The organism is Glycomyces sp. NPDC049804 (assembly GCF_040674615.1).
GTDB lineage: Bacteria > Actinomycetota > Actinomycetes > Mycobacteriales > Micromonosporaceae > Glycomyces > Glycomyces niveus.
The window spans coordinates 31,337-45,280 of the sequence record NZ_JBFAMQ010000014.1 but is presented as its reverse complement, the minus strand read 5'-3'; the positions used below and the strand labels follow the sequence as shown (position 1 = coordinate 45,280).

Below are 13,944 nucleotides of genomic sequence, written 5' to 3'. Positions count from 1 at the left end.
CCTTCAGCGGTCCTCTTCGCCGGACTCGTCGAACACCCAGAGGTCGTCGCCCTTGCCCATCCCCGGAGGGAGCGGAACCTCCGGCAGGATCAGCCGCTCCACCAGCGCGATGTCCCCGGTAGCGGTGCTCCCGATCAAGGGGTAGGAGAGTTCCGACTTGAGTTTCCGAGCGTCCATGCGGTACAACAGGAACCAGGTTTTCGGCCGCTTCCATCCGGCCGAATCGGGATAGTGGTCGTGGAGCGACTCCTCGCTATTCTGCTCGATCAGCCTGTGCCGGGCTGCACCTCCGGGCCTTTCCGGCGCGGACCGCGCGATCGGGTCGGGATCGCCGGTGGACAGGTTCCCGGTGACGTGCAGGACGCGCACGCCCAGCTCCTCGTTCCACACGCATTGCTGGTTGTGGGGTCGACCGCCTCGCCATCCCGATGCCTTCAGGGTTTCCTGCAGTTTGCGACCAATCCGCGAATAGAGCAGGACGCCCTTGCAGAAGCCGGCGTCGTGATCGTTGCACCCGCTGGCCTCGTCGAGTCCGTATTTGAAGGCGTCTTCGAGGACCGGCCACTCGAGTCCGAGCGAATCGAGACGGGAGTGAACGGCTTCGTCGGAGTGGATCTGGGCAGTGGCCATGGATTGCTCCTGTCATCACGGAACGTTCCGACATAACCCCACCACGTAATATCGTACGGGTATTTTGTGTTGCGCCGCAAGCACGCTCGTCGACGGGCGGGCGAACCGGTCATCCGGCGCAGGTACTGCGGAGTCGTGCCTGCGGCGTGCCAGAGGTGGATTCCGTGGCCGAGGACAGGCGCTTGCAGGTCACCTGGCGCACGTGAGAACGACTGCTGGAGAGAGCGAGTCGAACCTCCGAGATTGCCTACGCCACGAAGGCTCGGGGCCGATCGAGTGTTGCCTGAGCAGCCACCGGGTTTGCGAGTCGAGCCGAAAGTGTCTGCGTTGCAAGTGCCTCTGGGAGCGCGTCACTGAATTTAAGACCGCGTACAGCCGCCGGATCCGGAATTGGATTTGCGAGGTTCACCGAGGCCAACGCCCTCGACAACTCACTGGTCGGGATCTCACCTGAGAGCCTGAAACAGAAGTCGGAGACGCCGTCGGTGTGCGCGAAGCGGCCGAGAGACGCCTGCAACGTCAGGTTCGCGCGGTACCCCGCCCAAGTCCACCACCGGAGTTCCGCCCCCTCCCTGCGGATGACGAGCCGGTTCCGGTCAACGTGCGTCTCGTGCCGTTCGCGGGCGTCGGCGAGCGCGTCGACCGCACGCTTCGTAAGGCTTACCGGCGGGTCCTCGCCGAGGAGGACTTCACGGATCGCCTGGTTCAGCTCGAAGGACTTCCCGGTGGCGAGGCCGATGGAACTCCACTTCGCATTGCCTTCGCCTTCGACCGGTTCGACATAGCAGAGCCGCCGCCGCCAGTCGATGTGCCCCGGTAGCCAGGTGCGGCCCGCGAGCAGGATGAGACGAGGCCCGTGGCCCTCATCTGAGATCAGGACTGAGGGGTCGATCTTGCCGATCTCCTCGCGGCCGTGCATCACCGTGAACTCCGGCGGCGCGCAGAAGACCGCAGTGAGATCTGCGAAGTGCCTGGTCCCGAAACGCTTTTCGGCACTCGGGCCGATGAACAGCATGCCTCCGTCGGATTCGAGGAAGCCTTCGGTGACGAGGTGGTCGAGGATCGGCTGCGCCTCGGCAGTGAAAGGTTCGAGCCCGTTCCAGGCACCACCCCAGCGATGGTCGCCGATCCGCTTCTCCTGCAAGCACAATGCCAGAATCTGCTGGGCCACGATGTGGTTCGGCATCGGTGGGGCCTGCACCGGCTCCACCCAATGGCTCCCCCACAGCCGCAGAAGGCCTGCAGCGTCCAGCAGACCGCGACGATCAATGGCCAGGAATAGGCAATTGCGGCGAGCTCCAGATCGTCGCCCGGTCCGACCGAGTCGCTGCAGGAATGACGCGACGGTGGAGGGAGCGTTGATCTGAATGACCCGGTCGAGGTCACCTACGTCGATGCCGAGTTCCAGAGTCGACGTGGCGACGATGACGCAGTCGCGGGCTTCTGCGAATGCCTGTTCGGCACGTCTCCGCTCGTCGACGGACAGCGACGAGTGCGAGAGAAACGTCGTGACACCGCGTTCACGCAGCCACCCCGCGAGCTGCTCGACGAGCTTTCGCGAGTCGCAGAACACCAGCCGCTTCTCGCCTTTATGAAGCGCCGCGATGACCTTGGCGGCGTTCGCAATCGATCCGACATAGTCGAGTTCGACATCCCCGCCGGGTGGGACGGAAGGTACTGCGGCTCCGGGCAGCGCGATTCCTGGGGCGATGACTCGGCCGGGGCGTTTACCCGCGCTGGAACCTTGCAGCCAGGTGAGCAGGACTTCAGGATTGCCGATGGTGGCCGAAGCGCCGATGCGCTGTAGCGGCCTCCCTGCGAGCCGAGAGAGACGCTTGAGTACCGCCCGCAGATGCCAGCCGCGATCGTCTGCCGCGAACGCATGGACCTCGTCAACGACGACGGCCCGCAAGTCAACGAAGAAGTCGGTATCCGTCTTGACCGAGATCAGGAGCCCTTCCAGACTCTCGGGGGTGGTCAAGAGAATGTCCGGCGGCTCGGAGCGGATTCGGCTCTTCGCACCAGCGCCGATGTCGCCGTGCCACAGCCCGACCGTGCGGCCCATCCACCCCGCATACGCCTCCAGTCGCGGCAAGAGGTTGTTCAACAGCGCTTTGATCGGGCAGAGATAGATGACGCTGAGACCCTTCCAGTCTTCGCTCACCATTGCACTGATCAAAGGGAAGGACGACGCTTCGGTCTTGCCTCCTGCGGTGGGCGCCAGCAGGATCGCGTCCTCACCGTCGAGGATCGGCCCGATCGCCTCCTCCTGCAGCGGCCGCAGTCCCGGCCACCCGAGTGTGCAGCAGGCCGGGGTGGAGCCGTTCCACATTCATAGCTGCAGGTCCACATCTCCGGCAGAGACGGAGTTGCGCTCCATCTCGTTCAGCTCGTGGCCCTGAAGGGTGAGCCGGTAGTCCTTCCTGGGCTCGAAGTCCTCGAACTGATCCACACGGTCGAGTACGTCCTCGACGAGTTTGCGGAGGAACAGCCGCGGCGCGATGCCCACCTTGCCGCCGAGTCCACCGGTCACCGCGCGAGCGAGCTCACCGATGTACTGGACGTCCACGACCGTGCGGACACGAGGTGAGGCGTCGATGGCATAAAGGTCCCGGACTGCCCGACCGAGCAGCTCCAACCGCTCGAGATCGAAGCCGTGCAGGCGGATCTGGACCGCCTTCGGATTGTCGAACCGCGGATCCGCGAAGTTCACCGCCAGCCGCTGAGCGAGTGCGGGCGCCCGCTGCACTCCTTGCGTGCCGTCGTAGAAGGCCGGCGTCCCGGTGATGAGGAGGTACAGCCCGGGGAATCGTCCCTGGTCGACCTCGTCCATCAACTGCCGCAACGCGTTCAGGCTCTTCTCCCGTACGTCGCTGCGCATTCGTTGCAGCGTCTCGATCTCATCGAACACGACCAGCAGACCGGGAAGACCGGAGTCGCGGAGGACGGTGAGCAGCCCTTGGAGGAACCCGAGCGCCAAGAAATGGTCGAGGTCGCCCTTGACTCCGGCGGCCCGTTTCACTCCCGCCGCCACGTTGGGTTGCCCGCCGACCCAGGCTAGGAGCCCCTCGGCGAGGGCGTCGTTCCCGTCGATCCGCGCGGTCCGATAGGCGCACAGCGCCGCCGAGAACGCGGGTGTCGAGCGGGCGACGTCCGCTAGGCGCTTTTCGGCCAGGGCGTCAACGGCTTCCGCGAGTTCTCGTCGAGGCTCGTCTGAGTTTTCAGCCCTTCCCGGCCGTAGACCTTCGCGCGCTGGATCTGGTCGAACTCGCAGACAAGGTAGGGGGCGGAGAGGAACACCGCGGCATCGAGGAACGGGATGTCGTCCTTGTCCCGGCCGAGGACCCGCTTGAGTTGGCCCTTCAGCTCCTTGGACTTCTGGTCGGTCAGGTGGAGCGGGTTGCTGATGGTGCCGTCACCGTCGAAGGACCAGGTCTGGCCGGAGTTGCGGGCCTTGCCGCGGTGGGCTTTCAGTTCAAGGAGGAAGAAGCCTGCAGGGACTGCGATGAGCAGGTCGCATTCGCGGACGGCGCCGTTGGGACCGGTGAAGCTGAATCGCTGGCGGGCGTAATAGGGGATCGGAAGCGCATCGAGAGCGTTCTTGATGTGGTCGAGGCCCTCCTGCTCCCATGGGAACTTGGAGCGCTCGCCCTCCCAGATCTGCTTCACCACATTCACATCCTCCTGCTCCACTACCCCGCCGTACTACCTTGCCACGGACTCGATGACCGTGTGTGACGGCCCAGGCCTGGGGTAGGGGCATATATATGACGCTTTTGCGCCCGGCGACCTGCGGCGATCGTGTCAGGGCGAGGAAAGCGCGTGATCTGTTCACGCGATGGGCTGACCGATGGTTGCCACCTCTTGCCTTCGTCTGCTTGATCGTGCTGGAGTGAATCATGGCGAAACCGAAAAAGCCGAAACTCTGGGACAGCCGAAAGCCTGGGCGACAGGTGTTCTTCCAGACGGGGCAGATCGGAAGCGACTACGACCGGAACCTCGACAAATCCATCAAGAATCCGGTTCCCCCGCCGATCTGGATCCGGCGGCTCGGCCTGCAGACCTGGGAGGGGCTCCGAAACGAGAGTCCGGACGGACTGCTCTTCGCGTGGGGCGCGGAACTGGGGGAAGAGGGCGACAACCTCAGTGCCTTCAAGCTCATGACCCCTGGAGACCAGCTCTTCCAGCTCCTGGGGCCGACGCTCGTGGTGGGGACTCGGATCAGGGGGACATGGCGTAGTTCCAGGCTCTCCGAGGAAATCTGGGGCATGCCCGACTGGGAGCTCGTCTATGCCCTGGACAACCCCGTGCCCTATCACATCCCGAAAACTGACATCCTCGCGGCTCTGGATTACGGTGCGGGCAGCATCCGGGGTCTGATGCGCGCGGCCGATGAAGCCAACGTGCCGAAGTTTCGAAGGCTTCTGAAGAAGCGAGGCGGCCTGCCGTAGCCGAGCCTGGTTGCTCTGCGGCGCAATCGATTCGCATGACGGTCGGATATCCGACACAAAGAGTTACGCGCAGCGCAAGTGAGTCGATCTTGTATCGAAGTGCGCAAGATGACTACAATCCGTGAGCATGACGGACCTCGATGAAGATCTGCCTCCAGGGCCGCCTCCGCTCATGGAACTCGCGCGACAGCTCGTCACCGAGCGAACCCGACCTCGCCAATACCTTCCGAAGGGGTACCAGAAGACTGAGATCCCCAGGGACATCTGCTCGACGAAAACCTTGGGGCGCTTGGAATCCGGGCGGTACCGCAGTGTCAATCTCGGCACGGTGCTCAAGCTGTTGCGCTTCTACCAGACGCCACATCAACAGGCCGATCACATTGCGCGCCTTGCTGAGGCGTCGAAGGCGCACGACTGGTCCAGTCACTACGCGACGGTCCTTGAAGACCGAGGCTGGTACTATCAGCAATGCGAGGACAGTGCGAGTTACATGCTGTTTCACTCGTTCTCGGCGCTGCCCTCCCTGATTCAGAGTCCGGCCTATTACCGGATGATCCGGGACACGACTGAGGTTGTCTTCGAGGGTGAGTTTGACTGGGCCGAGGGCCTGGAGTTTCGGATGGCTCGTCGAGAGCGGTGGATCAGCTCTGCGCGTCCGGCCCAGTTCCTCATCGGTGAGGCCACCTTGGCGCTGGATCTTGGGGAGGAGAAGGGCGAGATCCTGGCGGATCTTCGCCAGGTGGCGATGCTTCCGTTCGCGGATGTGCGAGTTATACCGTTCAGCGCGGGGCGCTACGACCTCAAGAGCTGGTCCCTCAACCTGCTTGAATACGATGACGGAGAAGAAACCGTGATCAACGTCGAGTCGCCTCGAGGATCCGGCTTCGTCCCTTTCGATTCGGCGCGAGGTAGGTTCTTCAGCGGTGCCGCCAAGGTGGCATCGGGCAAGTCGATCGCATTGGAGGACTTCCTACAGTGAGCAACACGAGCAACACAGGGTCTTGGCGCAAATCGAGTCGCAGCGGCGGTAACCAGGACAATAACTGCGTCGAGGTGCGCCTCAACGACGGCGCCCCCCAAGTCTCGGACAGCAAGCTCGCCGACGACCGACCCATCCTCACCCTCACGCCCGCAAGCTATAACGGCCTGCTGGCGTGGGTGAAGGACCACGGCTGACTGCAGGCCGTGTGGCGGCGTCCCGGCGTGGAGGCTCGAGGGTCGTCAGCCGATTCATTCCGAATACCGAACGCAGCGGCGGGCTCCGGCTTGCCGCTCGTTCATTTCCAAGCACAGCAGGCACATCGAACCTGAGCCGTTGTACGAGCGAGCACATGCGCGAACACCGGCTCAGAGGCCAGTTCGACACGGCCGCCGCCCGTTGGGTGCGGCCCGATGCAGACGAGGCCACCCAGGCGTCATCGAGATCGGCTTGCCGACAACGGTTTGGGTTGCCATGCGCGAGAAATCACCTGTCAGGTTGTCTCTTCGCCACGTGGTCCTCCTGGCGACACTTCTCGAGCCTGGGAGGCGGTCCCTAACATGGCGTCATGGCACTCGCGTTGGTCGGGATCATCACCACCCTTGTCGCTGCCGTGATCGCGGCATGGGCGGCACTCCGCGCCCGGGTCCCGGTCCGATCCAACTTGGAGCTGGTGGCGCTCACGATCGTATCTCAGAGCCAAGACACGTCACCGTATGCGATCGGGCCGGTCACCGTCGATGTGATGGTGCGCAACCTGGGTGGACAGCCGGCAGTGGTCAAACAGGTCCGGATCTGCGTGGAACAGGCGATGTTCTTGCCAGACTGGACACCACCAGTTACATCGTCATCGCTATTGCCTGTCTTCAGTGCACCCCTCCGCTCATCCCAGTCGTACGAAACACGGTTGCCGCCGCCGCACAAAGCCATCGGCCACAGCATCGACCTGCCCGTCGCCCAGTCCATTGCCGCCGGAGAGGCTGATCGGTTCCAGGTCGAGCTCACCATCGACACGTACGCCTACGAAGCGATCTATCTGCTCAGAATGAGCCTGGTCTACAACGGCGACGACGAGCACCTCGAGCTGCCGTTGACAGTGGTCGGATCCGGTAGGAACGTCCCGGTGGCCTCGCCCGAGCGCGTCCACGCCGACATCCAACGGTTCCTCGACGAGGTCGAACAGATCCGGCGTCTGGCTGCGTCCGTGCCCGGACCGGACCCGGAATCTGAAGCATTCGCGGCGTCGATGCTGCTGCCCTGGAAGGACGGTCTGCTCCGCCATCCGGATATCAATTCGTGGGCACACCCTGTCGAATCCGGACCGGTCATGGACGATTATCGAACGTCGATACGCGGCAAGAACGTGTACGTCGCCGTTGGGATCAGCAATCCGAAGCGGGTCGTTTTGGAGAGTCTCGAGGAGCTCGGCGACCGGTACCGCTCCTTGGCGGACATGATCGAAGTCGCCCAGATTCGCCACCAACCGCTGTCGGACGCGCTGCCGCTGTTGCGCTGCACGCTGGCCGCGCTGCCGCAGCAACGAATCTCGTACGACGCTCCGGGAGCTCGTGACGGCCAGGCAACACAATCGAGCAGCATTTAGTGGCATAGATGGCCTGATATCTGCTGGCGGCGGCGAGCCGAACCGTCGCGCTTGCATTTGAGGAACTGCCGCTATCGCGAGACGGCGTGCGCCTGCCACGGCGTGAGAACGGATGCGAACCGGCAGGTCAACGCGCTCTGGAATGCCATTGGATTGAGAACATACAGCCGCAAGGCTCCCCCGCTTGCCGGCCCGTTCCGAAGGCGGCCACCTGGACGGGACACCGAGAAGTCGGATTTTGTCCCTTCCGTATGCCGTGATCGACGGGAGCCCGCGACCTACGGCATCCTCGCCGGTCAGTTCTCGTCCTTGTCCCCGTGTTTCCCCAGCTCTTAGGCTTGTACCAACGCTCCGCCGCAAAGGTGCGGAGTCCTAAAGCGACCGTTATCAGGTCGTGGGGGAGGACACGGCATGAGCCGACGACAGCGTCCGCCGCTTGTACCTGGCCGGGTCTACGGCGAGTTCGTCAACGCGAACGGGACCATGTTCGTGCTGCGCGCCAGTGCGAGCGGCCGGCGTCTGAACCTGTGCCTGCATCACGACGAAGGCCCGCAGATTGCCTTGGTCTGCAATCCAGCCGCTCCGGCAGACCGGTTCATCAGGTGGCAAGGCCGCTTGTGGTCCTCGAATCCAACCGACTGGAAGCAGGAAGTGAAGCGGCTCGCCTTCGCGGCCGTCGATGCGGCCCTTGCCTCCTCGCGGACTACGGAGGCCCGGTCGTGAACGACTTCAGTGACCTGGTGCTGCGCAGCGTCTTCGTCACACGCCTGCCGGTACCCGGCCGCCACGCCCCTCCCACTTACAAAGCCGTCGTCTTCCATGAGCTTCACTCCGACACCGTCGACCGCCAGGGCAGGGTGGAGCCCCGGCGTTTCGTCACGGTGTCCTGCTGCCTCTGCCCGGCCGCGATCCGTCTCTCCGCTTCCGGTTACGGAGAGATGGCGCGCCGGGCAGAGGCGGCCGGGTGGCATTACACGCCAGGGCTTCACCTCCACGAACGCGCCTGGTGTCCCGAGTGCCGCCCGAACGCCGGGAGGGCCGTCGCCTGAACGCTCGACACGACCCTCTCCCGGCGGGGCCGACCGCCGCTCCGTTGCATTCGCACGGCGGTCGGCCCGTTCCCGGCACGACTTCTCAAGCACGGCCCGCGGCGCTGCCGCTCGGCTCGGTCGCGATCGACGGGCGGTTGGTCGAACTGGTGTGGCTCACGCTCTCCGACTCGATCCTGGTCGGCTTCCCCGATATCGAGCCCAAGCGGATCGGCACCGTGGTCATGCGGGAGAGCGGCCCGGGATTCGTTGCGCAACCCGGGCATCTCGACTGGCTGCGTTACAAGGATCGCGAGGCGCGCCTACTCCATGCAGCCGTGCTCCTCCGATCGCGGCGAACATGACCAACGAGTACGCCGCGATCGGTGAAACCAGGTGCGCCCGGCGTCTGCTGCCCGCTTTGCTCCCCCATATGGCGAGCAAAGCGGGTTACGAGTCGCCGTAGTACGTCTGGATAGCCTTGACCTGGTTGACCCAGAACTCCATTTTGTCGAAGTCGGAAGCGTTGGGCTTGAGAAGGTCGAGTTCTGTCGCGAGCTTGTAGAACCCTGCGCCCGGATCCCCGCCCTTGGTGTGCACCAATGCCGAGATCATGAAGTGACGCGTGTCCGGGTTGTCTTCCCGGAGGCGGTCGGTGATCAGCCCGAGGACTTGACCGAAGGCGTAGCGGCCTTCGTCGCTGGAGAGGTTGAAGCGGCTGCCCAGGAGGGTGTTGAAGTCGGAGTAAGTGATCGGTTCGGGGTGGTGAACCAGATGGTCCAAGCCGTTCTCGATGAGTTTCACCGGGTCGTTCGAATCGGTCATCGTCTGCTTGCTCCATTTCTGCGAGGTCTGCTGCGGGGGTGAGCTGTGTGAGAGTGGTCGACTACGCCTGCAAGCCTTTGTGTTGTGAGAGTTCGTGATCCTCGGCCGAGGCATCGACGACCCCCAGCGCCGCCAACAGGGAGCCGGCATCCCAGTCGGACTCTCGGCGGGCTGTCCAGCCTGCATCGGCGTACGCCCGCTTCGCATCGTCCGCATCGTCAGAGGACAACGTGTCGGACAGGATCGCCACTCGCTTCTCGCGCCAGGCGAGCTGCGCTCGGTGGGTCGGCACGTATTTCACCTGGGCTCGCGCCAGCGGGCCGCCGGCGCGGTGGAAGGCGTCCACGGCCGTCTTGATTTCCGGATCGAGTCGATCGACGCCTCCCGGCAGATCCTGCTGCTCCTTGACTGTGAGCGGAAGTGGCACCGGCATCGGATCGACCAGGGCACGGAGCGCTGCGCGGAGGCGACTGTCTTCGGCGTAGATCACGGCGCCTCGTTGTCCTCGAGTCATGAGGACGTAGTAGGCGTTCCGGATCAGTTTCATCGCCTCCTTCTGCCTCTCCGGGTCGTCGGCGTAGTTCGGAAGGTCGAGGTTCTTCTCCAGCACCGGCACGGTGCCTTCACCGTCCCAGACCAGGTCGGTTCCGATGATGACGCCGGTCCATTCCCATTCGAGGCCCTGCGAGGTGTGGATGCACCCGATTTGCTCGAAGCCGCCCTTCTGCCACGCCCATTCAGAGGACTTCGGTCCTTCGTCGGACCCGGTCTTGAGGTTCCACTTCCTGGTCCAGTCGCCGATCTTGAGGAAGTCCCATTTGATCCCGTCCTTGTCCTTCTTGTCCGACCACTTCCAACAGAATCCTGCCGTGATCCGATACCGCTCCTGGTCGCCTGCCCGCTCCTTCAGGATCTGCTCGACCTCCTCGGGCCGTTCGGCGATCCAGAGCTCGAAGTCCTCCCGCTGCTCCCAGCGTCCAGGCGGCGAGTCCTCGAGTCCGACCAGCCTGCGGGTCCAGTCGACGTACGCATCGACGCCGCCGGAGCGGAACTGCGTGGTGAGTTCGATTTCAGAGACGAGGACATTGCGACCCTCGAGCTCCTTGCGAAGACGCTCCACGGTCCCGATCTCCTTCATCTTGACCTGTTGGTCATCATCGATGAAGAACACGTGCAGGTTCGTCACGGCGAGAATGTCCTCGATCTGCGGTCCGATCCCCTGAACGGTTCGCTCGCGCGTCCACTCCTCGAGCCGGTGTGCTTCGTCGCAGATGGAGAGGGCGATGTTCTCGGGCGCCTGACGTAGCCGCACGTACTTGCCGCGCGGGCTCACGAAAATGCGCTCGGCGACGTTCTTCTTCAATCCCGAGTGGGCGATGAGGCCGTTCCGGAACGCCGTGTGCCAGACCTGGTAGTACACTCCTCGCTGCTTGAGGAAGTACTCGCCTGCGAGCTTCAAGGCGACAGCGGTCTTGCCCGTTCCAGGTTTTCCCCGGACGATGACCGCCGCCTTCTGGCTGGTCAGTGCGGCCTCGTGCAATGCGTCGAACACCATTTCATAGGCCAACTTCTGCTCTTCGAGCAGTACGAATCGGTCCTTGGCGCCTGCGCGGAACTCTGCATTGATCCGACTGAGCAGTCCGTCGGAGACACGAGGGCGAGAGGTGCGCAGCAGCCGGGCCGCATCTGCGCTGCTACCGGTGCCGAAGATCCTGTGAAGGTAGGTCGTGAACTCGGCGCGCTCATCGGCGCCGAACATGTACGACCCGGCTCCATCTCGAACCTGTCGTAGCCGTTCGATGAACGCACTGGTCGCATTATGCAGGTACGCGGCTCCGTAGAGGGGTCCTGATCCCAGTACGCCGTAGGCGTCGGCGAGGTACTCCATGTAGTTCCGCGTCTGTTTCCACGGGTGCATCTTCCAGTTCGGGTCTCCGCTCTTGTGGCTGATATCGACCATGCCGTCGCCCTGTTGAACCGGAAAATCGGTCCACTGCTTGAGTTCCACCACCATGTAGGCCGGCTTGCCGGATTCCTTGCTCGGGCCGGCGAGGACGACATCGGCGCACCGGTTCGAGGGCGGCATCGTGAATTCGATGAACATGGCCAAGTTGCCCAGGCCCGCTTCCTCGAGTGCATTCGCCAGTGCGGGGAGGCTTTGATTCCAGGAGTTGATCTCGCCGGGCTGCGGCTTCTTGGCGCCGCGTGTCTTGAACTTGGTGGTCAGCACCTGTCCGAGGCGCTTGTCGTTGGCGGTGTTGCCGAATTCCTGCAGGAGCGCAGAGGCGGTGCGCTCGAAATATGCGGACAAGAAGGGGTCCCCTGATACACGAGTTGCTCGTGTGGATTGGGGGACATATCCGAGCGTCGGAGACCGGGGAAGTCCGTCGTACCACTCTTACTGGGGGATAAGCCTAATGGATCCACGCACTCCGCACGCCCCTCAATCGGGAAGGATCGGGACTTGCATAAGCGAGGTCAGGAACCGCTGCGTCTCCGGGTCGGTCGAGTAGATCAGCGTGCCTCGCAGGCCCCGAGTCAGCAGCACCTTGTAGGTGTTCCGGATCAGCCGGTCGGCTTCCTCGTCCGTGGTCTGACGCTTGAGCGCCGGGTCCTTGCTCGCGCTGCGGTCGGTCACGAGACGCCCGTCCCGATACAGAAGGTCAGGGCCGATGATGACGCCGCTGTAGTCGTATTCGAACCCCTGGGCGGTGTACACGCATCCGACCTGCCCGAACCCGCCTTCCCTTGTCGCCCACAGTGACGACGACGGGGCGTCGCCGACCGAGCGTTCGCTCTTGACGTTCCACGGACGCGACCAGTCGTCGATGACGACGTCCGGCACCAAAGTGTCGTCCTCATTCGGGTCCGACCACTTCCAGCAGTACCCGGCGGCCATCCGTGCCGAGTACCCCTCGTCCAGCCGAGCCGCCAGGCGTGTCTCGAGGTCCCAGGGTGAACCGGCGGTCGCGACCTCGAAGCGGTCGTCGCCTTCCCAAGCGACCGGGCCGTCTCCCTCCAGCCCGAGCAGCCGCAGCACCCAGCGCTCGTACAGGAGGCTTCCGCCGCAGCGGTACTGGTCGACCAGGTCGATGTGGTGAACCTTGAAGCCCTTGAGCTTCGCGTACGTCTCGATGTCGGCGACCGACCCGATCTCGCCCGGGCGCACTACCTGGTGCTCGTCGAGCAGGAACACGGGAACCCGGGCAGCGCTCACGAGCTCGTCGATCTGCAGGCGTCCGTTGCGGTCGTCCTTCTTGGTGAAGCGGTTCGCCGAGGTCTCTCGAATGCGGTGCGCCTCGTCGCAGATGAGCACGTCCAGCACATTGCGGTCGGACTTCATGAAGCTGTTGAAGTACTTGAACATGCTCTTCAGCCGCGTCGAGCCGCGTGCGACATGCTTGCGCATCGTCTCGGTGAACGACTTCGACCCGGTCGCGTGCAGCACGCTGAACTGCTCCTCGGCCAATCTCGCCAGCAGCGCGATCGCGATGACGCTTTTGCCCGACCCCGGTCCGCCCGAAACCACCACGACCTCCTTCGAGTCGGCGTTCCAGGACTTCTTGACCAGGTGCAAGACGAGATCGAACGCGGTCCGTTGCTCGTCCAACAGCACGAACTGGTCCCGGTTTCGCAACTCGTCTGCCGCATGGGCCAGGAGCTGCTTCGAGGGCCCGATCCGGGCGTTCTCCAGGCGGTCCGCCGCCTCGGCCCCCGGTTCGTCCGCAAAGGTGCTCCGCAGATAGTCGAGGAATTCGGCGCGCCTGCTGCGTGTGAACAGCCGGGTGCGGGCATCCCCGGGCAGGTCGAACAAGTCGAAGACATCGCCGTGGGCGGCGTTATGCAGGTACGCGACGGCGCCCACGACGGCGGGGTCCAACCCCATGGTGAAGTCGACCAGGTAGTCGCGGTAGCCGGCAGCCTGCACCATCGGATGCAGTCGGGGCTTCGATCCCAGACCCGGCACGAGCACAAGTTCGGGATCCTCTTCGAAGAGTTCCGCCTCGCTCCACTGCTTGAGCTCGACCACCACGAACCGATCGGTACCGTCGTGCCCGACGCCCGTGAGGATGGCGTCCACCCGTCTGCTGGTGAGCGGCAGCCGATGTTCGATCAGCACCTCGACCTTGCCCAGACCCGCGTCGAGGAGGTCCTGGGCGAGGACCGGAAGGCTTCGGTCCCAGGAGCGCTGCTCGCTTTTCGAAGGCTGCGTACCGAAATGGCGGAAGTACTGCTCCGACAGCGACACGCTTATCTGACCATCCGGGAACACCGCGTCGACACGGGCCAGGCTTTGCGCGGACATGCGCATGACAGCCACAGGCAATCCCCCAAGGCACACGAGAAGCTCGCGTGGCATGGGGGCATGTCCGCGCAGAGCGGAAGCCCGGCGGGCCACAACATGGAACGGACCGAGTCTACTGTCCG

The 13,944-nt window shown here is 63.9% G+C and carries 13 protein-coding genes and 1 pseudogene; 7 read left to right on the top strand and 7 right to left on the bottom strand.

Annotated elements, in window-relative coordinates; genetic code table 11:
- Window positions 1–3: 3 nt before the first annotated feature.
- The 4 genes and pseudogenes from AB0K52_RS20120 to AB0K52_RS20105 form a co-directional block, all read right to left on the bottom strand.
- Entirely contained in the window at window positions 4–630 is a 627-nt protein-coding gene (locus tag AB0K52_RS20120; RefSeq protein ID WP_363534413.1) for a hypothetical protein, read from the bottom strand.
- A 247-nt stretch (window positions 631–877) separates the two neighbouring features.
- Window positions 878–2,962 (bottom strand): DEAD/DEAH box helicase, encoded by a 2,085-nt coding sequence (locus tag AB0K52_RS20115; RefSeq protein ID WP_363534410.1) that lies wholly within the window; start codon window positions 2,960–2,962, stop codon window positions 878–880.
- Window positions 2,963–3,826, bottom strand: a pseudogene (gene brxD / locus AB0K52_RS20110) (BREX system ATP-binding protein BrxD); the annotation flags it as partial.
- Window positions 3,787–4,299, bottom strand: a complete 513-nt coding sequence (locus AB0K52_RS20105; protein ID WP_363534705.1) for a nuclease-related domain-containing protein — start codon at window positions 4,297–4,299, stop codon at window positions 3,787–3,789. The pseudogene brxD and the gene AB0K52_RS20105, both read right to left, overlap by 40 nt.
- A 230-nt stretch (window positions 4,300–4,529) precedes the next feature.
- Between AB0K52_RS20105 and AB0K52_RS20100 the strand changes: the two genes are divergently transcribed.
- The 7 genes from AB0K52_RS20100 to AB0K52_RS20070 all read left to right on the top strand — a co-directional run bounded on the left by AB0K52_RS20100 (window position 4,530) and on the right by AB0K52_RS20070 (window position 9,056).
- Window positions 4,530–5,081: a hypothetical protein gene (locus AB0K52_RS20100; RefSeq protein ID WP_363534407.1), complete on the top strand. Its 552-nt coding sequence runs from the start codon at window positions 4,530–4,532 to the stop codon at window positions 5,079–5,081.
- A gap of 127 nt (window positions 5,082–5,208) precedes the next feature.
- Complete coding sequence (locus AB0K52_RS20095) at window positions 5,209–6,060, top strand: Scr1 family TA system antitoxin-like transcriptional regulator (RefSeq protein ID WP_363534404.1); 852 nt, start codon at window positions 5,209–5,211, stop codon at window positions 6,058–6,060.
- Entirely contained in the window at window positions 6,057–6,257 is a 201-nt protein-coding gene (locus tag AB0K52_RS20090) for a DUF397 domain-containing protein (RefSeq protein WP_363534401.1), read from the top strand. The genes AB0K52_RS20095 and AB0K52_RS20090 overlap by 4 nt, the downstream gene beginning before the upstream one ends.
- Window positions 6,258–6,628: 371 nt before the next feature.
- The gene (locus AB0K52_RS20085) at window positions 6,629–7,663 is read left to right on the top strand and encodes a hypothetical protein (RefSeq protein ID WP_363534398.1); all 1,035 of its coding nucleotides are present in this window, start codon (window positions 6,629–6,631) and stop codon (window positions 7,661–7,663) included.
- Window positions 7,664–8,074: 411 nt separating this feature from the next.
- The gene (locus tag AB0K52_RS20080; protein WP_363534395.1) at window positions 8,075–8,386 is read left to right on the top strand and encodes a hypothetical protein; all 312 of its coding nucleotides are present in this window, start codon (window positions 8,075–8,077) and stop codon (window positions 8,384–8,386) included.
- Window positions 8,383–8,712, top strand: coding sequence for a hypothetical protein (locus AB0K52_RS20075; RefSeq protein WP_363534392.1), 330 nt, complete (start codon window positions 8,383–8,385; stop codon window positions 8,710–8,712). Before AB0K52_RS20080 ends, AB0K52_RS20075 begins: the two co-directional genes overlap by 4 nt.
- 44 nt (window positions 8,713–8,756) lie before the next feature.
- The gene (locus AB0K52_RS20070) at window positions 8,757–9,056 is read left to right on the top strand and encodes a hypothetical protein (protein ID WP_363534389.1); all 300 of its coding nucleotides are present in this window, start codon (window positions 8,757–8,759) and stop codon (window positions 9,054–9,056) included.
- 85 nt (window positions 9,057–9,141) lie between these two features.
- On the opposite strand, the gene AB0K52_RS20065 is transcribed toward AB0K52_RS20070, so the two are convergent.
- From AB0K52_RS20065 to AB0K52_RS20055, 3 genes are all read right to left on the bottom strand, one after another.
- Window positions 9,142–9,516, bottom strand: a complete 375-nt coding sequence (locus tag AB0K52_RS20065; protein ID WP_363534386.1) for a hypothetical protein — start codon at window positions 9,514–9,516, stop codon at window positions 9,142–9,144.
- 61 nt (window positions 9,517–9,577) lie between these two features.
- Window positions 9,578–11,827 carry a DNA/RNA helicase domain-containing protein gene (locus tag AB0K52_RS20060; RefSeq protein ID WP_363534383.1) on the bottom strand — a complete coding sequence of 750 codons (2,250 nt, stop codon included), beginning with the start codon at window positions 11,825–11,827 and terminating at the stop codon, window positions 9,578–9,580.
- A gap of 132 nt (window positions 11,828–11,959) precedes the next feature.
- Window positions 11,960–13,828 carry a DUF2075 domain-containing protein gene (locus AB0K52_RS20055; protein ID WP_363534702.1) on the bottom strand — a complete coding sequence of 623 codons (1,869 nt, stop codon included), beginning with the start codon at window positions 13,826–13,828 and terminating at the stop codon, window positions 11,960–11,962.
- Between the last annotated feature and the right edge of the window lie 116 nt (window positions 13,829–13,944).